At 52.7% G+C, this 16,591-nt stretch carries 19 protein-coding genes; 10 read left to right on the forward strand and 9 right to left on the reverse strand.

From position 1 onward, the window contains the following. Nucleotides 1-187 precede the first annotated feature (187 nt). Entirely contained in the window at nucleotides 188-1,378 is a 1,191-nt protein-coding gene (locus tag HOJ08_01545) for a hypothetical protein (protein ID MBT5672121.1), read from the reverse strand. Nucleotides 1,379-1,539: 161 nt separating this feature from the next. On the opposite strand from HOJ08_01545, the gene HOJ08_01550 reads away from it, so the two are divergent. Genes HOJ08_01550 through HOJ08_01560 form a run of 3 tightly spaced genes read left to right on the forward strand, consistent with a single transcriptional unit; the run spans nucleotide 1,540 to nucleotide 3,970 of the window. Then, complete coding sequence (locus tag HOJ08_01550) at nucleotides 1,540-2,184, forward strand: glutathione S-transferase family protein (GenBank protein MBT5672122.1); 645 nt, start codon at nucleotides 1,540-1,542, stop codon at nucleotides 2,182-2,184. Between the two features lie 23 nt (nucleotides 2,185-2,207). Then, entirely contained in the window at nucleotides 2,208-3,086 is an 879-nt protein-coding gene (locus HOJ08_01555; protein MBT5672123.1) for a taurine dioxygenase, read from the forward strand. Continuing rightward, on the forward strand, nucleotides 3,056-3,970 hold the full coding sequence (locus HOJ08_01560; GenBank protein MBT5672124.1) for a TauD/TfdA family dioxygenase: 915 nt from the start codon (nucleotides 3,056-3,058) through the stop codon (nucleotides 3,968-3,970). The genes HOJ08_01555 and HOJ08_01560 overlap by 31 nt, the downstream gene beginning before the upstream one ends. A 37-nt stretch (nucleotides 3,971-4,007) precedes the next feature. On the opposite strand, the gene HOJ08_01565 is transcribed toward HOJ08_01560, so the two are convergent. After that, entirely contained in the window at nucleotides 4,008-4,871 is an 864-nt protein-coding gene (locus HOJ08_01565; GenBank protein MBT5672125.1) for a hypothetical protein, read from the reverse strand. Nucleotides 4,872-4,995: 124 nt separating this feature from the next. Here HOJ08_01565 and HOJ08_01570 point away from each other — a divergent pair, with 124 nt between their 5' ends. The 3 genes from HOJ08_01570 to HOJ08_01580 all read left to right on the forward strand — a co-directional run bounded on the left by HOJ08_01570 (nucleotide 4,996) and on the right by HOJ08_01580 (nucleotide 7,763). After that, nucleotides 4,996-5,445: a YaiI/YqxD family protein gene (locus HOJ08_01570; GenBank protein ID MBT5672126.1), complete on the forward strand. Its 450-nt coding sequence runs from the start codon at nucleotides 4,996-4,998 to the stop codon at nucleotides 5,443-5,445. 95 nt (nucleotides 5,446-5,540) lie between these two features. After that, nucleotides 5,541-7,397 (forward strand): DNA helicase RecQ, encoded by a 1,857-nt coding sequence (gene recQ / locus HOJ08_01575; GenBank protein ID MBT5672127.1) that lies wholly within the window; start codon nucleotides 5,541-5,543, stop codon nucleotides 7,395-7,397. A gap of 42 nt (nucleotides 7,398-7,439) precedes the next feature. Then, a complete protein-coding gene (locus HOJ08_01580) occupies nucleotides 7,440-7,763 on the forward strand; it encodes an antibiotic biosynthesis monooxygenase (GenBank protein ID MBT5672128.1) in 324 nt (107 codons plus the stop codon). 19 nt (nucleotides 7,764-7,782) lie between these two features. Here the strand turns inward: HOJ08_01580 and HOJ08_01585 are convergent, their stop codons facing one another. Both HOJ08_01585 and HOJ08_01590 read right to left on the reverse strand, forming a co-directional pair. Further along, entirely contained in the window at nucleotides 7,783-7,944 is a 162-nt protein-coding gene (locus tag HOJ08_01585; GenBank protein ID MBT5672129.1) for a hypothetical protein, read from the reverse strand. Then, nucleotides 7,941-8,318, reverse strand: coding sequence for a hypothetical protein (locus tag HOJ08_01590; protein ID MBT5672130.1), 378 nt, complete (start codon nucleotides 8,316-8,318; stop codon nucleotides 7,941-7,943). Before HOJ08_01590 ends, HOJ08_01585 begins: the two co-directional genes overlap by 4 nt. 320 nt (nucleotides 8,319-8,638) lie before the next feature. Between HOJ08_01590 and arfB the strand changes: the two genes are divergently transcribed. Continuing rightward, the gene (gene arfB, locus HOJ08_01595; protein ID MBT5672131.1) at nucleotides 8,639-9,061 is read left to right on the forward strand and encodes an aminoacyl-tRNA hydrolase; all 423 of its coding nucleotides are present in this window, start codon (nucleotides 8,639-8,641) and stop codon (nucleotides 9,059-9,061) included. A gap of 9 nt (nucleotides 9,062-9,070) precedes the next feature. On the opposite strand, the gene HOJ08_01600 is transcribed toward arfB, so the two are convergent. Together HOJ08_01600 and HOJ08_01605 are read right to left on the reverse strand one after the other, a co-directional pair. Then, a complete protein-coding gene (locus tag HOJ08_01600; GenBank protein ID MBT5672132.1) occupies nucleotides 9,071-9,529 on the reverse strand; it encodes a hypothetical protein in 459 nt (152 codons plus the stop codon). Between the two features lie 3 nt (nucleotides 9,530-9,532). Continuing rightward, entirely contained in the window at nucleotides 9,533-11,308 is a 1,776-nt protein-coding gene (locus tag HOJ08_01605; protein ID MBT5672133.1) for a thiamine pyrophosphate-binding protein, read from the reverse strand. A gap of 160 nt (nucleotides 11,309-11,468) precedes the next feature. Here HOJ08_01605 and HOJ08_01610 point away from each other — a divergent pair, with 160 nt between their 5' ends. Both HOJ08_01610 and HOJ08_01615 read left to right on the forward strand, forming a co-directional pair. After that, a complete protein-coding gene (locus tag HOJ08_01610) occupies nucleotides 11,469-13,094 on the forward strand; it encodes a dehydrogenase (GenBank protein ID MBT5672134.1) in 1,626 nt (541 codons plus the stop codon). 117 nt (nucleotides 13,095-13,211) lie between these two features. Next, entirely contained in the window at nucleotides 13,212-14,522 is a 1,311-nt protein-coding gene (locus tag HOJ08_01615) for a hypothetical protein (protein ID MBT5672135.1), read from the forward strand. Nucleotides 14,523-14,597: 75 nt separating this feature from the next. Here the strand turns inward: HOJ08_01615 and HOJ08_01620 are convergent, their stop codons facing one another. Together HOJ08_01620 and HOJ08_01625 are read right to left on the reverse strand one after the other, a co-directional pair. Then, nucleotides 14,598-14,969 carry a group 1 truncated hemoglobin gene (locus HOJ08_01620; protein ID MBT5672136.1) on the reverse strand — a complete coding sequence of 124 codons (372 nt, stop codon included), beginning with the start codon at nucleotides 14,967-14,969 and terminating at the stop codon, nucleotides 14,598-14,600. Then, the gene (locus HOJ08_01625; GenBank protein ID MBT5672137.1) at nucleotides 14,962-15,360 is read right to left on the reverse strand and encodes a cupin domain-containing protein; all 399 of its coding nucleotides are present in this window, start codon (nucleotides 15,358-15,360) and stop codon (nucleotides 14,962-14,964) included. Before HOJ08_01625 ends, HOJ08_01620 begins: the two co-directional genes overlap by 8 nt. Before the next feature lie 288 nt (nucleotides 15,361-15,648). Between HOJ08_01625 and HOJ08_01630 the strand changes: the two genes are divergently transcribed. Then, nucleotides 15,649-16,056 carry a VOC family protein gene (locus HOJ08_01630; GenBank protein MBT5672138.1) on the forward strand — a complete coding sequence of 136 codons (408 nt, stop codon included), beginning with the start codon at nucleotides 15,649-15,651 and terminating at the stop codon, nucleotides 16,054-16,056. A 1-nt stretch (nucleotide 16,057) separates the two neighbouring features. Here the strand turns inward: HOJ08_01630 and HOJ08_01635 are convergent, their stop codons facing one another. Further along, nucleotides 16,058-16,585: a hypothetical protein gene (locus tag HOJ08_01635; GenBank protein ID MBT5672139.1), complete on the reverse strand. Its 528-nt coding sequence runs from the start codon at nucleotides 16,583-16,585 to the stop codon at nucleotides 16,058-16,060. Between the last annotated feature and the right edge of the window lie 6 nt (nucleotides 16,586-16,591).

The raw sequence follows: 16,591 nt of genomic DNA on the forward strand, positions 1-16,591 counted from the left end.
AGGGAAAGGATCAAACGGAAAACCATGGAAACCCGGCGCTTGCAATACCGCAAATACGCCGCTTAATATGATCAACCAGATGGGCCAGACCCTCTCTTAGATCAGGCCGCCAGATGTTCCATTTTATATGACGACGGACACGTTCTTGGGCGATATGCCTAAGGCTTCGCCCGCAGGGGGGAGCGATTCAGGAGCGGTCTTCATCCAGCATCATGGCCCCAAAAACCTTTGCGGCACTTTCCCAGTTGACCCCGTGATGGGATGCGCCGCCAAGGACGTTGCGAAATTGGCGTTCAATGGGATTGCCCTTGAACAGCAATCGCCCGCCACCGGCATTGATCAGCCGTGTTGATGCTTTGAGCGCCAATTGACAGGCGTAGGCAACATTGCGCTTGGCCGTGGCGAGGTCCAGATCAGACAGGGTTTCGTTGTTTTCCAGCCGCCGCATGGCCTTTTGAATGGTGCCAAGATAAAGGGCTTCGGCAGCATCGATCTCGACATGGCTTTTTGCGGCCAAAAGCTGGGTGCTTTCCTGTTTTCCAATGGGCATGCCCCGGGATTTTCGTGGCCGCGTATAGGCGTACCATTCTTCCAGAACGCCTCTGGCCATGCCGACGGTCAGGGCTGCAAAGCCGGTGGAGGTAATACCACCCCGGGGCGTGCGATAGACGGGGGCAGTGTTGATCTTGGTTCCTGGCCCCTGTCCGATGCGTGCTTGGGCACCGATAAGCACCCGGTGGGCCGGCACGAAGGCATCCTTTACCTCAAAGCTTTTTGACCCCGTTCCCGAAAGCCCCATGACATGCCAGTCATCAATGATGGTGGCGTCTTGTCTTGGGACCAGAAAGAAATTGGGCCCATCCAGTTTTCCATCAATTTCAATAAACCCGCCACAGATCATCCACCCGGCATGATCGATGCCGCTGGAGAAACCGTGAAGGCCTGAAAAGATATACCCGCCATCTGTAGGGCGTGCCCGACCGACCGGATCAAACGCCGCTGAAACCAGAACGTCATGGTCATCTCCCCAGACATCGTCCTGGGCCTGTTCGGGGAAGGTTGCAACCATTTGGGCATGATCTGCGCAGATGCGTTGTATCCATGCCTGAGACCCGCAGGCCGCAGCAAGGATTTGGGTGACTTCACACAAAATATCCCAGCCCATTTCATACCCGGAATAGCGTTTTGGCATCGACATACGGATCAGCCCTGCCTTGCGATAATCAGCGATGGTATCCTTTGGCACCATGCGGTCTGCTTCGCATTGTTCGGCGCGTTCGCGAAGGCGCGGGGCCATTTCACGCGCGCGTTCCAGAAGCTCTTCACGGGTTGGAGTTTTTGCAGATTTTGCGGGATTTGAAGCATTCTGGCTCGTCATGGCGTGGTCACCTTGTTTAAATACAATTTATGATGACAGCCAAGAGAGGCGGCCTTTGTGAAGGGGTTGCCCGACAATGTAGCCTAGCGGGGTATTCGGCATTATAATCAGAAAACCGAGCCTGAAAACCCCACCAAAGCGTGTGTGATCCGGAGATATCAATGGAAATTCAGCTGTATTATGCCCCGATAACCTGTTCCCTGGTGCCTTATATCACCTTGACCGAGGCCGGCGCCGAATTTGAGGTCATGCCCATCAACATGCGCAAGGGGCAGAATAAAACGCCTGAATATTTGAAGCTTAACCCCAAACACAAGGTGCCGGTGCTTGTGGTCAATGGCGAGCCGTTAAGCGAAAATGTTGCCATCCAGATATGGATTGCCAGGAATTTTCCAAAAGCTCAGTTGCTGCCCCAAGACCCATGGCAGGAATTGAAGGCGATTTCCATGCTGTCATGGTGTTCTTCGGGCATCCACCCTTATTTGAGTTTGATTCATTCACCGCTCAAGGTTTGCGATCTTCCCGAAGCCGAAGAAAGCATCCTTAAAAAATCGACAGAGATTGTGTTCGACTGTTTTTCCATGGCCGAAGACCTTTTAAAAGGACGGGAATATTTCTTCGATCACTTTACGGCCTCGGATGCGCATTTTTTCTGGTGCTATCGCCGTGCCTCGCAATTTGAACTTGATCTATCCAGCTTTCCAATCTGTGCCGCCCATTTTGAACGTATGCAAACCCGTGACAGTGTTCAAAAATTGATCGGGTTTGAAAAAAAGATACAGGCCCAATTTGCTGGGGCTGCCTAAGGCATCATCAGGAGCAATCAAGCATGAAGAATGCGACGATCACCATCAAACCCATGTCGGCCCATACCGGGGCAGAGATTTCCGGCGTTGATCTTAGCCAGCCCTTGTCGGAACAAGTGGTGCTTGAGCTGCGCGAAGCGCTGAACACGTGGGGTGCGATTTTCTTTCGTGATCAAGATATTACGCCGACCCAACAATTGGCATTTTCCAGATGTTTTGGCACGGTGGAACCCGATGCCCACGCATCCAACATTCCCTTGGTAGATGGCTTTACAGAGGTCAAAGAGATCGTTCGAAAGCCAGAAGATGTCCGCAATGTTGGCGGCTTTTGGCATATGGATAAATGCTTTTTGCCAAACCCTGATATTGCCTCTGTTCTGTATGCCCGCGATTTGCCGCCCTGTGGTGGGGACACCATGTTTGCCCATTTGGGTGCGGCCTATGATGCGCTGTCGCCCGGATTGCAGGCGATGTTGGAAACGCTTTCTACGGTTTTGGTTAAATCCCATGCCTATGGCATCGGCCTGACACCGGCACCGGGCATAACGCCAGAATACTACGCAGAGATGCAGGAAAAATTTGCGGGCATAGAGGCCAGCCACCCTGTGGTCGGGTGCCATCCGGAAACCGGGCGCAAGGTTTTGTTTCTGGGCCCGGTCTATTCCGATCGGTTTGATGGCTGGAGCAGGGCAGAAAGTCTTTCACTAATGAACAGCCTGTCTGAGGTGATCACCAAGCCCGAACATACCTGCCGGTTCCGTTGGGAAGAAGGGTCTTTGGCCATGTGGGATAACCGCGCGGTTGCCCATTATGCATTGGATGATTATCCGGGCCACTCTCGGTCCATGCACAGGATCACCGTTCAGGGGCCGTGGCTAACGCCCTGTACAGTGGCGGCCTAAGGGCGGTTATGGGATTGCAAGCAACACCGTTGCACCCGCTTTTTGGGGCCCGAATTTCGGGTATGGATATCCGTGAACCGGTCAGCGTTGCGCAAAGTCAGGCATTCATCGCACTGATGGACCAATTCGGTGTTTGTGTGGTGGGTCATGACGCACCGCCCACCAATGAAGAACAAATAGAATTCAGCGCGCTGTTGGGTCCTATGGATCGGGGAAAATCCCCAAAGATTACCGGCACCGGCATTCGCATTCCCCATAACGAAATGGTTGATCAGAGCAACCTTGATCAAGATGGCGCGATCTATGAAGAAGGGGACCGGCGGCTTTTGTTTAAGCGCGCCAACCGTCTGTGGCATACCGATATGTCGTTCCGCCAGGTGCGGGGGACGTATTCGCTGCTTTCAGCCCATGTCATTCCACCAATGGGGGGGAATACTGAATTTGTCGACACAAGGGCGGTCTACGATGCGCTTCCCGAACAGACCAAAAACCGTCTGGATGGGTTGATCGCGGAACATTGTTATTGGCATTCGCGCGCCCTTGGTGGCGCTGAACCCCCGACGGAGGCAGAGCGGGCATCACGGCCCCCGGCACACCATGGGTTGGTGTATCACTGCGAAAAAACGGGGCGCAAGGCGCTTTATATTGCATCGCATATTTCAGCGATTAAAGGCTGGCCTGAAAATGAGGCCCGGGATTTGCTGGATGAATTGATGGCTTTCGCCACAAGACCGGAATTCATCTACAGCCATAAATGGCGTGTTGGGGACGTGGTTGTCTGGGACAATTTAGCGACCATTCATCGCGCAACCCCGTTTGATGACACCCAATACCGGCGTGACATGCGCCGCAGCACCTGCCGGGAACAGCTGGTACATTCTTGATTTGGCCTGATTGCCCTAATTGGCCTGATTGGCGTGTTTAGGCACGCACGCTTGATTGTCCCAATTTATATGACGACGGACAGTATGCGACAAACCCATGGGCCATTGTTTTAATGGTTGTTTCAAGGAAGGCAGACTTTTCTGCGGCGACCTGCTGAACACGTCTGTAGCTGGTAATATCGCTCAGGGTATTTACATAGCTCCCATCGGGCATCATGCGCCTTTGGAGTGAATAGATCAGACCATTGGGGAGCGTACGTTCACGGCTAAATTCACGGCCATGGTTTATGTCATTCATGCGAGCATTGATTAAATCTTCCACATTGCCATCCCCAAAATGGCCGGCATTGGCGCGCCACCTTAATATCTCTTCATGGGGCATGCCGGGGCGAAGAAAGCCTGGGGGAAAATCAAAAATTTTCTCATATGCTCTGTTGAAAGCGATCAGGGTGTCAGTGGCATCAAAAACGCTAAACGCCTGGCTGATGGTGTCAAAGCTGGTTGTGAGCAGGTTGGTTTTTTCCTCCAGTGCAGTGCGTTCTCGATTAACGAGTGTCGCCACAAGGGTTACCGACCAAATTGCAAAGAGCGCCAATCCCCGGTTTGTTAAAACAATCCAAAGGGCACTGTTTTCAGAGGAAAAGAGGAAGCCGGTAATGGTTAGAATTGATGCAACCAGCCCCAGGGTCAGAATATGGTGGCTCCACGGTGCCCAAACACCCAGGAGCACCAGCGCGATGTAGGGAATGCCTGCGGCAATGCCCAGCGGCATTGTTAGATCAAATGCAAAAATGACCGCTGCCATTAGGGGTAAAACGACAAAGAAGCCCGTTTCGCTACCAACAGTTTTTCTAAATTGATGCTTTATCAACCCGGTCGATTTGACGGTTGAGGCTCCCATTCCGATACCCTTCAGGCGATTTAAGAGAAGGGTAGCCCATTTATCGTTAACGGTTTATTGATATGCATTGACGGCGGTTGTCGGGATATAGCCTATCCCTTTGTTTATGCAGGGTATTATTAGCATGACCATCATTTATGTGGATGCGGATGCATGCCCGGTTAAAGACGAAGTTGTCCGGGTTGCGGATCGTCATGGGCTAAAGGTTTATATGGTGAGCAACGGCGGCATCCGGCCTGATGGGAATCCCTTGGTCGAATTGGTTATTGTCGCTGAAGAACCTGATGCCGCCGATGACTGGATCGCAGAACACATGAGCTCCCCCGATATTTGTATCACCAATGATATTCTGTTGGCGGCCCGTTGTTTGGAATGCGGGGGCCATGCCCTGAAGCCCAATGGAGAGATTTTTACCCAAGACAGCATTGGCATGGCCGTGGCAAGCCGAAATTTGATGCAGAGCCTGCGTGAAACCGGCGAGATAACCGGAGGACCGAAGCCATTTTCCAAGGTGGATCGGTCTCAATTTCTGGATCATCTGGAAACCGTCGTCCAGAGCGCACAAAAAAGATGAGAAAAGATGAGAAAAGTGAGATGAGCCTGTATGTTTGTTTCTCTTAAGCCGATTGCCTGAAGTATCCCACCGCAACACGATGTTAGATTGGCCCTATGTCTTCTTCTGTTTCACTGCCTGACCCATCTCTTGGCCAAAATTCCAAAGCGCATGGTCTCCTCAAAGAGGTCTTTGGCTACACCTCTTTTCGGTCGGGCCAAGAGGCGGTCATTGCCAGTATTCTGGACGGGGTGAGCGTATTAGCGGTGATGCCCACTGGCTCTGGAAAGTCGATCTGTTTTCAAATTCCAGCATTGCTCCAAGAAGGCCTGACCCTGGTGGTTTCGCCTTTGGTTGCGTTGATGGAAGATCAGGTGGCTGCTTTGAAACTTGATGGGGTTGCGGCTGACACCATCAATTCGTCAAGGCCCCGGGAAGCGAATGTGGATGCGTGGCAGCGGGTGGCATCGGGGGAGACCCGGTTGCTTTATATCTCTCCTGAACGGTTGATGACCGAGCGCATGTTAGAAGCGCTCCAGCGCTTGCCTGTGGTCCAGATCGCCATTGATGAAGCCCATTGTATTTCGCGATGGGGGCCATCCTTTCGCCCCGATTACGAATCCTTAAGTGGGCTTGGCGAATTGTTTCCAGGGGTTCCCCTGTCTGCCTTTACAGCCACTGCTGATGAAGCAACACGCAAGGATATTTCAGAAAAACTTTTTCGGGGTCCCAGTCGTATCTTCGTTACCGGCTTTGATCGACCCAATATCCGCCTGATGGTAGAGCCCAAAGACGACTGGAAGAAACAGCTTCTGGATTTTGCCAAAGCCCGGCTCGGAAAAAGTGGCATCGTCTATTGCCTGTCGCGGAAAAAGACCGAAGCTGTGGCAGGTCTTTTGGTGAAAAATGGCATTTGCGCATTGCCCTATCATGCAGGGCTGCCCAGTACAGATCGTGCTGCGCATCAAAACACCTTCATGACCGATGAGGGCGTGGTGATGGTGGCGACCATCGCGTTTGGCATGGGCATCGACAAACCCGATGTGCGGTATGTTTTTCATGCCGATTTGCCAGGGAACATGGAATCCTATTATCAGGAAATGGGCCGTGCCGGGCGCGACGGAGAGACAGCCGATGCGTTCATGCTTTACGGCCTGGGGGACATCCGCCAGCGTCGGATGTTCATTGAAGCTGAAAATGGCGACGATGCCCACAAGCGGCGCGAGCATAAGCGACTGGATGCCTTGATTGCCTATTGTGAAGCCCCACAATGCCGCAGAAGGGTGTTGCTGTCTTATTTCAGCGAGCAATCAGAGCCTTGCGGCAATTGTGATATTTGTCTGGATCCACCGGATATGGAGGACGGCACGGCTCAAGCGCGCAATGCCATGGGCGCTGTTGTCCAAACAGGCGGACGCTTTGGTCAGGCCCATATCATTGATGTTCTGCGTGGGGCCGATACAGAAAAAATCCGGGGCCTTCGCCATGATCGGCTTGCTGTTCACGGGGTTGGCATTGATGACAGTAAAGACACATGGCGGTCAATCCTTCGCCAAATGGTGGCCGTTGGATATTTGCGGTTGGACATTGCCGGCCATGGCGGCCTCAATATAACAGAAGAAGGACAGGGCCTTCTGGATGGGGATGGCACGTTTCATTTTCGTGCTCCCGTCAAACCATCGTCCAAATCGTCTCGATTGCGCCCCAACGCGGCTAAACCATCAGGCGGGACAGATGGGGGCTCAGTAACAGACGTTGATGAGGGCCTGTTTGCAGCCCTGAAAGCATTGCGCCTTGATTTTGCAAAGGCACGCGGCGTGCCAGCGTATGTTATCTTTCGGGATCGGTCCTTGATGGAGATGGCCAGCAACAAGCCAGCGAATGAAGATGAATTTTCAGAAATATTCGGTGTGGGCGAAAGCAAGTTAAGGGATTTTGCAAAACCCTTTCTTTCGGTGATCGCCGAATTCTAGAAATATCCGTACCGTATAAATTTCAGTAACCGGGAGCCAAAAATGTATATCGCCATGAACCGTTTTAAAATCACATCAGGACAAGAGGATGCCTTTGAACGCATCTGGGCAGAGCGCGACAGTCATTTGAACAAAGAGCCCGGTTTTGTCGAATTTAATCTACTGCGAGGCCCCGAAGCCGAAGACCATACCTTGTATGTCTCTCACACGATTTGGGAAAGTGCAGATCATTTCACGGACTGGACAAATTCAGAATCGTTTCGAAAGGCCCACGCAAATGCGGGCAAATCCAGGGCGGGTATTTATCAAGGCCCCCCAAGTTTTGAAGGGTTTAATGCGGTTCAAACGATAGAGAAAACAGAATAAGCGCCCAACCTTTTCAAGATTAGTCGAAAAGATTATCGATGTCGTCCTGAGACAGGCCTTCGCCGGCCATTTGCGGGCCGTTCAGTAATGCTTCGTCTTCGGTCAGTTCCTCGCCGGGTTCTACCACCACTTCAATGTCAGCAATTTCCTTCTCGCCAAACAGGTCTATAAGCGAGGTCACCCTGTCTTCAACATAGACATGGATTTGGCAACCTTATTGACGCGTTGGCCTGTGATGTCCTGGAACGCACATGCTTCAAAGACTTTGTTGGCATTTGTTGTGATCTGATCAAGAAGCGCCAACTGTTCCGGATCTGTAACCTGTTCGCGCAGTTTTGAATTGGCTTCTTCAGAACTTTCCATGGCTTCCATAATGGTGTTGGTCGCCGCTTCTGTCGCCTCAACAATGGCATCCATTTGATCGCCCATGCTTACAAAGCCATGGTTTTGATCGACGGGGCGGTCAATGGCTGCAACCTCTTGGCGGACGCGCTGCATATATCGAAAAAGCGCATTAAGCTCTTGTTGCAAAGGTTCTTTTGGAAGTGTCGACATGTTTAATTCCTTGGGCAAATATTGAAGCTGGCAAACGGCGTGGTTAAGACGTGATAACGTAAAATCATCTTCCCGATTTTAAAAGCGTACATCTGTAAAACTTTAAATACGTTTACGATCGGCAAATAACGCTACGGGATATGGATTATCACAACAGTTCTTAAGGAAGAGATAGCGCATTCCTAACAAGAAATTAACCATTATATTACTTTAGTTATAGTGGAAGCGTCAGGGGAAGGACTGGTTTTGATCAAGATGAAATACAACCCGGGCAAAGATTGGGCGCATAATTCCCCAAAAATGTCCGCTACACTCTTTTCATGATCCAGATAACACCCACGCTTAAAATCAACGATGCAGAAATTCAGGAACAGTTCATCCGTTCCCCAGGCCCCGGCGGCCAGAAAGTAAACAAGACCGAAAGTGCGGTTCAGCTGCGGTTCAATGCGCGGACCAGCCCTTCGCTCTCCCATGCAATCTTTCTCCGCCTGAAACCTCTGGCAGGCCGGCGCATGACCCGCGATGGGGTGGTGGTCATCACCGCCAACCGGTTTCGCACCCAAGAACAAAACCGTCGGGATGCCCTTGATCGCTTGATTGAATTGATCGCAAAAGCGGCCGTGGTGCCGGTGCGCCGTCGCCCGACGAAGCCATCAAAGGCTTCTGTCCGGCGCAGCTCTGATAGCAAACGCCACCAAAGCAAGATCAAGAAGGGGCGGGGAAAAGTCAGCCGCCTTGATTAAGGGGGCTAACTATTTGGAATTTTTTTGCAGGACCGTCAATTGTACCGTGCCAATTGCGGGCCGGGCGCCGGGCTGGGATGAATCAATCCAGGTTTTCACAGGAACCTCTGTGGCCGCAGAAATAGCATTGATTTTTTGCAAGGAACTCAGTTCCTCCCAGCGTTTCGCGGCAACGCCTGGAATGCGCTCTGCCTGGGAATGCAAAAGCTGGCCCATGTCGATAATGGCAGGATACATGCTGTCCAGAACCGCATCATAGGCCGCATCATGTGCATGAGACCCGGCATCATCTTGGACCGATGTATCGTGGCGCGCCTGAAAATCACTTTCATAGATCAACGCGGATGCCGCGAAATCTACTTCGCAGCCATTGGGTTGCTCCAGATAAACCGTATCCCCATCAATATCGATGACAACGCCCACAACATTGCGGGCAACATGGCGGACGTTGTCACCAATATTGAACATTGATTATGGCGCGTCGCGACGGGCAACAATCACATCAACAAGCGCTGGCTTGCCGGCCTTGACCTGTTCGATGGCCCGGGTCAGCGCCCCTGCGATATCGGCGGGGTTCTCAATGGGGCCTTCGGCATACCAGTCCATGCCCCTTGCAATATGGGCAAAATCAGGTTCCGGTCCATAAAGGTCCATGCCGATATTGGCCCGTTGCGGGTCCGTGCCGCGTGCATTGGCAATGGAGATTTGATGGGCCCAATCGTTGTAATAGGCGCGGTTGTTATACATCACCACCAAAATGGGGATTTCGTACTTGCTGGCCATCCATAACGCGCCAAGATCAAACATCAGATCGCCATCGGGCTGCAGATCAACCACCAGTTTGTCCGTGCCCTTGTGGGCCAGTGCCACGCCAAGGGACAAACCGATCTGGGTTGCTGTGCCAAGTTCACGTCCGGGATGGCGGTACGGGGTATTGAAATCCCATGTCTTCAGTGTCCATGTTTTCAGGGTGCCCGCGGTCAGAACCCAGTCTTCATCCTTGATCACACCCCAAACTTCAGATGCCATGCGCGATTCATGCATGGGGTCATCATCCCAACGGTCTTTGACCTCTTCTTGCCATTTATTCCATTGGTTTGTGTGTTTTTCAGCGATGACCTGTTTGCGGTCTTCGATGCGGGCGGCAAGTTTGGGATCATTGCCAATCCGTATTGCACAGGCCTCGGTCAGGGCAGGAATGGCCGTGGTGGTGTCGGCCAGAATGCGCTTGTCCCAATTGTGATGCTTGTTGTAATCGGTGGCCCATTTGCTGATTTCAATATCGGCAAAGCCAACATCGATCCATTTGCAATCGGGCTTGCAAAGCGATTCAACTTCGCGGGTTTCCCAATTGGGTTTTTGTGAACCCTTGGTCCAGTCAACCACATCAAGGGCCATCACCAGATCGGCATCAAAGAAGGCATCATTGTGGAAGCTGACATTTTGGGGATGGCGGTTGGGGATGCCCAGACGTTTGTTGACGTCATAGACAGCTGCGCCAGTGGTTTCTGCCAATGCCACGGTGGGTTCATAGCCAATGGGCATGCGGGCTGCGTATTCGGTCAACAACACCGGGTATTCAGATGCCAACAGCATATCAGCGACTTCATCGATCTGGTCCGGGGTGGTGGCAATGCGGGGTGGTACCCGAACGGCGTCTTTGTGGGGGATTTGAATATTTTCGGTCAATTCCGCTTCTTGCATGCCGGCGTCATAGACCATGTAAACCGGCCCTTGGGGCTCGGTCATCATGATGGAATAGGCGCGGGCGAAACTGTCGGGCACACCGTGGATAGAACCGGGCTGGTAATCCCATTTGGTGAAATCGCGCACCGCAGACCCTTGGGCAAAGGCGGTATGAATCCAGTCAATGAAGGGGCGGCGCAATTTTTCATCCATGGGGCCGGTGGCGCCAATCAGAAACAGCGGGCAGCGATCGATATAGGCGTAATAAACGGCCAATGGCGCATGGAGCAGGCCAACAACGTTATGGACCGCAGCGCCCATGGGCTTGCCCGTGGCCTTGGCATAGCCATGGGCGATCTGGACGGCGATTTTTTCATGGTTGCAGAGAATCATCGGCGGATCATTTTCGCCGTAATTGACCATGGAATCATGAAGCCCGCGATAACTCGCCCCGGGGTTCAGGGCAATATAAGGCAGCTCAAATTGCTTGATCAGATCAACGATAATGTCGGATTGATACCGTTTTTTGGCTTTCCGGATCAGGGGTTTTTCGTCGCTCATGGAGGCTACCTTATATAAAGAATGAATTGGGGGTTCTAAGAACGGCGCAAAATAACAAGCTGTGCGGGCTTTTGCCATAGGCAATTGAGTGTTTGATCAATTGTGCCAGCTTGGTCGATAATCAGGGCTAAACCAACATAAGGGAATATTCGTGCCAGATTTGATTAGAGAATTTGATTACATCATTGTGGGGGCTGGCTCTGCGGGCTGTGTGCTTGCCAACCGGTTAAGTGCAGACCCCGGAAACAGGGTTCTGGTGGTTGAGGCCGGTGGGCCTGATCGTGACCCGTTGATCCACATTCCCTTAGGCATTGGCCGCATCCATAAAGCACGCAACCACGACTGGGGCTACGATATCGCCCCGGAACCGGGGCTTTTGGGCCGCGAGTTGGAAACCATGCGGGGCAAGGTGTTGGGGGGATCGTCTTCCATCAATCATATGTCCCATGTGCGCGGCAATGCTGGCGATTATGATCGCTGGGCCAATATGGGCCTAGATGGCTGGTCTTATAAAGACGTGCTGCCTTATTTCCGTCGCACAGAAAGCTGGGGTAAGGGTGCCGATGTCTATCGCGGGGGCGATGGCCCCCTGACGGTGACCCCATCGGAAACCCCTGACCCGCTGTTTGATGCTTTTGTCAGGGCCGCAGAAGACATGGGCCATGCCTATACAGAAGATTACAACGGCGCCAATCAGGTGGGCGTTGGCCGGGGCCAGACCACCATTCGTAAGGGCCGGCGTCATTCTGCGGCCAGGGCCTTTCTAAAACCAGCAATGTCTCGGCCTAACTTGACCGTGGAAACCGGTGCTCATGTGACGAAGATCACAATGGATGGCACCCGGGCAGTGGGCATTGAATATCGCCACCGGGGGAAATCCAAAACGGCCCTTGGCAGTGCGGAAATCATCCTTTCAGGGGGGGTTTATAATTCACCCCAGCTTTTGATGTTGGCGGGCATTGGGCCGAAAGATCACCTGAAATCCCATGGCATTGACCCGTTGATTGATCTTCCCGGTGTCGGGGCCAATCTGCAAGACCATCTGGGCGTGATTGTTGGTGCAACGCGCCCCAATCCCGGCCCATTTCTGGATGATATGCGGTTTGACCGGATGACGGTCTCTATGGTGCGGGCATTTTTGTTCGGAACCGGCCCCGCCACCAGCCTGCCCGGCGGGCTGCATGGTTATTTCAAAACCAAAGATGGCCTTGATTCCCCTGATATTCAGCTGATTTTCCGGGCCGTATCCTCGGACCCCCATTTGTGGTTCCCGGGCATCCGCAAACCCTATGAAGATCGCTGCGGCATCCGGCCCATTCTTTTGCATCCCAAAAGCCGGGGCAGGGTGACCCTGCAATCCAGCGATCCCTTTGAAAAGGTGCATATTGTCCAGAATTTCTTTGATGACCCAGACGACATTGAAACCCTGCGCCGGGGGGTGAAATTGTCGCGCGAAATGTTGGCGAACAAGGCCCTTGATGACTTTCGCGGCGTGGAAGTATCGCCCGGTCTTGCGGTCACACAGGATGAAGACATTGACCAATGGATCAGAAAACGGTCATCAACGGCCCATCATCCGTCGTGCACCTGTGCCATGGGGACCGGGGACATGGCGGTTCTGGATGAACATTTGCGGGTCCGGGGTGCTGAAAACCTTCGGGTTGTTGATGCATCGGCCATGCCAGACCTGGTTTCGGGCAATATCAATGCATGCGTGTTGATGATTGCGGAAAAAGCCAGCGACCATATCCTTGGCCTTGAACCCCTTGCCCCGATTACGCCCTAATTCCGGTCTTGCACTGGCCCCGGTGCTCGGCTAGCCTTTTTCGGGAATATACAAATAATCCGCAAAAGCCCTCAGAAAAGGGTGGCGGGGCATATTAATTTAAACTGGGAGACTATCATGATTTCACTCTCCACACTTGGACGGGGCCTTTTGGGCCTCGCCACTGTGGCCCTTGCCACTGGTGGGATGGGCACGGCCAATACGGCCGATGCCGCTAATTTTAAAGGCAAAAGGATTACGGTTGTTATCGGCTATGGTGCCGGTGGTGGCTATGACCGTTATGGCCGCCAGGTGGCACGCCATATTGGGAAACATTTGCCGGGCAATCCCTCGGTCGTGGCCAAGAACCGCCCCGGTGCGGGCAGCTTCAAGGCCGTCAACTACATCTATTACAAGGCCCCGAAAGACGGCACCGTCTTTGGCACCTTTGCCCGTGGCGTGCCTATCTTTGCCTTTTCCGGCAAGGCCAAGAAAGCCAATTTTGATCCGCTGAAATTGACATGGATCGGCACATCATCCAGCTATAAGGGTGAAGCGTATGTGATGGTGGTGCGCAAAGACACTGGCATCCATAATATTGCTGATCTGAAAAAATATCCAAAACCAATCAATTTTGCCGCCACATCGTTTGGCTCTGATGGCACCGATGTGCCCATCGTTCTGCGTGAAATTTTGGGTCTCAATGTCCAGCCTCTGCGCGGCTACCCCGGTGGTAACACGCTCTATCTGGCCGTTGATCGTAACGAAGCCCAGGCCCGTATGGTGGGTTATGCCTCGATGCGGACTGCCCATCCGGAATGGTTGAAGAAAGACAGTCCTATTCGGGTGATCATGCAATTTGCTGCAACTGAACGCCTTCCGGTCTTCCCCAATGCCCCAACGGCACAGGAATTGGTGACCAAACAGGCCGATAAAGATTTGATCGCCCTGTTGGAAGCACCGTTCTTCATGGCGCGTCCTTTTGCGGGCCCTCCGGGTCTGGCACCAGACGTGACCAAAGCACTTCGCGATGGTTTCATGGCGGCCCATTCGGACCCTGCTTATCAGGGAGAAGCCAAAAAGCTGCGCTTGCTCACCAGCCCCAAAAATGGCGCCGATGTGCACAAGATTGTCGAACGGCTTTCCAAGATGCCGCGTAATCTTTATGAACGCTATTCAAAGATTCTCAAGAATCCTAAATCACCTATGCGCACGATCAAGTGGCAGATTGTCACTGGCAAGATCACCAAGGTGAAGAAAAAGGGCAAGCTTGAGTTCAAGATTGCGGGCAAGTCCAAGAAGTACAAGACCCGCACGCGCGGTCGTTATACTAAGGTGAAAATCAACGGCAAGAAAGCCAGCCGTAAGAAGATCAGAAAAGGTATGACCTGTAAAATCTGGTATGAAGGCAACAAGTCTTATGCCGGTAAGATGCTCTGCACCAAATAGCAGTTTCATCTGACACAAAATTTCGGGCGGGCACCCTTTTCGGGTCCCGCCCTTTTTTTGTGATTTTATGCGCGCCTATATCTCGACGATTTCATCTTTCAGGCTGCCGATGAAGCCAATGACTTCGGTTTGTTCGGCCGCGCCGATGGAAAGCTGATCGAGGGCGGCACCCATGTGGCCCATAAAGATTTCCCAATCGCTTTCATCAATGCGCATGCCTTCATGGGCCAGCGCCATATCGCGCCCGGTGTAATAGAGTTGCCCGCCCGAGGCACTGGCCAGAAAATTAATCAATAACTGGCGTTCACGAATGATCCCGTCAATCCCCCGGTGCGCCCAAAACCGCCCCAATTGAGCATCACCCGCCAGACGCGGCAAAACCGCATCCACCATCGCCACAACGCCATCATAGCCGCCAAGGCGACCGTATAAGGGTTCATCACCCATCGTTGGTGACGGTGACTTTACCGCCGTTGGCGCGGAGGTCTTTGCGGGTTTTATGGTCGATGATTTTGATGTCGTCTTGGGAGCCGGATCGGTTGCCCATGAGGATCATGGGACCATCGCCCGTGTTTTCCAATCGGTAGAATGATCCACCGGTGACCAATGCCGCCATGGTGGGATCGAGCGCTGCTTTGCCGCCATCGGGAAAGGACATGGTGCATTGGCCCTCAATACAGATGAAGGTCTGGTCTGCATTGTGGCAATGCATTTCATCGTGATCGCCGGGGTTGGGATAATAATGCACCCAGGCATGAAATTTACGGGTGTTGATGACAACCGTGCGCTTTTTTTCGCGCTTGGCCAGTTCAACGGTGTTGATAATTTCAATGCCCATCGGGGGTCCCCTCCACAGTTCGTCACAGCGGCTTTCGCCAGTATCGGCCATTATCCGGGGATTTTTGTGATTCAGGCAAGCAAAATCAGGTGTCCTGTGTAAATTGCATAAAGGGGCACACATTGGGGCGTTGTGCATTAAGGCTTTATCGGGATTGGCAGCCTCTGTTAGGGTTCTGGTCAGACAAATTATAAAAAAACACATCAGCTGTAAATAACCGGGTTGCGGGCGGCCAAGGGTTGCCCGCATCACACCAATTTGACCGACACTAATTTGAAAGGAACGGGCATGGCTGCAGATACCAATCGCCGCGCCAAGGTGCGCCATATTGCCATCAAGACCCCAGACCCAAACCGGCTGGCGGATTACTACACCAAAGTTTACGGACTGGACGTGGTTTTGCGCCGTGAAACCGGATCGGTTTACCTGTCAGATGGGGATTTATGTTTGGCCCTGTTGCCAACCCGTGGCCAATGCGCGCCGGGGATTGAACATTTTGGCTTTCACATTGGATCGGCTGAAGAAATCGCCGAATCTCTGGAAGGGATCGGGATGGATGCACCGCAAACGCGGCCCAATGATCCCCCCTTTGCCGAAACCCGGGTCACAGACCCCGATGGCAATATGATCGATTTATCGGTGCATGGGTTTGAAATGCAGGAATTCCAGGATGATCGGTCCAAAAAAGAAGACTAGATCAATCGGGCGTGCCAGACCCATCCATCAAATGATTAAGGACAAAGCGCCGCCAATCCCCATTGGGTGAAGTGCAGACCGCGTCCTTTGTGCCATCGCTGTCGTGGCGGAACGAAAGGGTGATGCCTTTCAGTTTCCACAGCTTTTTAAAGGCATCAATGTCTGTCAGAACGGTTTTGTAAAACCGGGCTTTCATGCGCCGCTGAATCCAGCCCCGACCAAAGACCAGATAAATCGACAGGATCATGGCGGATGCCCCCGCACCGGTCTGCCAGTTGCGGAGGAAATATCCTGCAATGGCAGCGATCATGATGCCCGCAATCCAGCGGTTGGAATCGGCCTGGACGGCAATGGATGAGTCAATATGATCGAGCTGCTTTAAATCGAGCGCTAGCGAAAGCTGCCCGCCTGAAACCTGGCCAGCGGTGATGGCCGCATTCAGTGCGCGAAACAGTTCTTTTTCATTGCCGGTTTCATCATCGGCATCTGGCCCGGATGGGGGCACCAATCGGTCATCAATGGGGTCCATGATGTT

The sequence above is a fragment of the Rhodospirillales bacterium genome (assembly GCA_018666775.1).
In the GTDB taxonomy this organism is placed as follows: Bacteria; Pseudomonadota; Alphaproteobacteria; order SMXQ01; family SMXQ01; genus JABIXC01.

Bases quoted from the DNA above. Each gene is read 5' to 3' on its own strand.
- recQ (MBT5672127.1), top strand. From the start codon at position 5,541: ATGTCTTCTTCTGTTTCACTGCCTGACCCATCTCTTGGCCAAAATTCC.
- HOJ08_01630 (MBT5672138.1), top strand. From the start codon at position 15,649: ATGGCTGCAGATACCAATCGCCGCGCCAAGGTGCGCCATATTGCCATC.
- HOJ08_01590 (MBT5672130.1), bottom strand. From the start codon at position 8,318: ATGTCGACACTTCCAAAAGAACCTTTGCAACAAGAGCTTAATGCGCTT.
- HOJ08_01570 (MBT5672126.1), top strand. From the start codon at position 4,996: ATGACCATCATTTATGTGGATGCGGATGCATGCCCGGTTAAAGACGAA.
- HOJ08_01625 (MBT5672137.1), bottom strand. From the start codon at position 15,360: ATGGGCATTGAAATTATCAACACCGTTGAACTGGCCAAGCGCGAAAAA.
- HOJ08_01565 (MBT5672125.1), bottom strand. From the start codon at position 4,871: ATGGGAGCCTCAACCGTCAAATCGACCGGGTTGATAAAGCATCAATTT.
- HOJ08_01615 (MBT5672135.1), top strand. From the start codon at position 13,212: ATGATTTCACTCTCCACACTTGGACGGGGCCTTTTGGGCCTCGCCACT.
- HOJ08_01550 (MBT5672122.1), top strand. From the start codon at position 1,540: ATGGAAATTCAGCTGTATTATGCCCCGATAACCTGTTCCCTGGTGCCT.
- HOJ08_01605 (MBT5672133.1), bottom strand. From the start codon at position 11,308: ATGAGCGACGAAAAACCCCTGATCCGGAAAGCCAAAAAACGGTATCAA.
- HOJ08_01545 (MBT5672121.1), bottom strand. From the start codon at position 1,378: ATGACGAGCCAGAATGCTTCAAATCCCGCAAAATCTGCAAAAACTCCA.
- arfB (MBT5672131.1), top strand. From the start codon at position 8,639: ATGATCCAGATAACACCCACGCTTAAAATCAACGATGCAGAAATTCAG.
- HOJ08_01580 (MBT5672128.1), top strand. From the start codon at position 7,440: ATGTATATCGCCATGAACCGTTTTAAAATCACATCAGGACAAGAGGAT.
- HOJ08_01620 (MBT5672136.1), bottom strand. From the start codon at position 14,969: ATGGGTGATGAACCCTTATACGGTCGCCTTGGCGGCTATGATGGCGTT.
- HOJ08_01555 (MBT5672123.1), top strand. From the start codon at position 2,208: ATGAAGAATGCGACGATCACCATCAAACCCATGTCGGCCCATACCGGG.
- HOJ08_01600 (MBT5672132.1), bottom strand. From the start codon at position 9,529: ATGTTCAATATTGGTGACAACGTCCGCCATGTTGCCCGCAATGTTGTG.
- HOJ08_01635 (MBT5672139.1), bottom strand. From the start codon at position 16,585: ATGGACCCCATTGATGACCGATTGGTGCCCCCATCCGGGCCAGATGCC.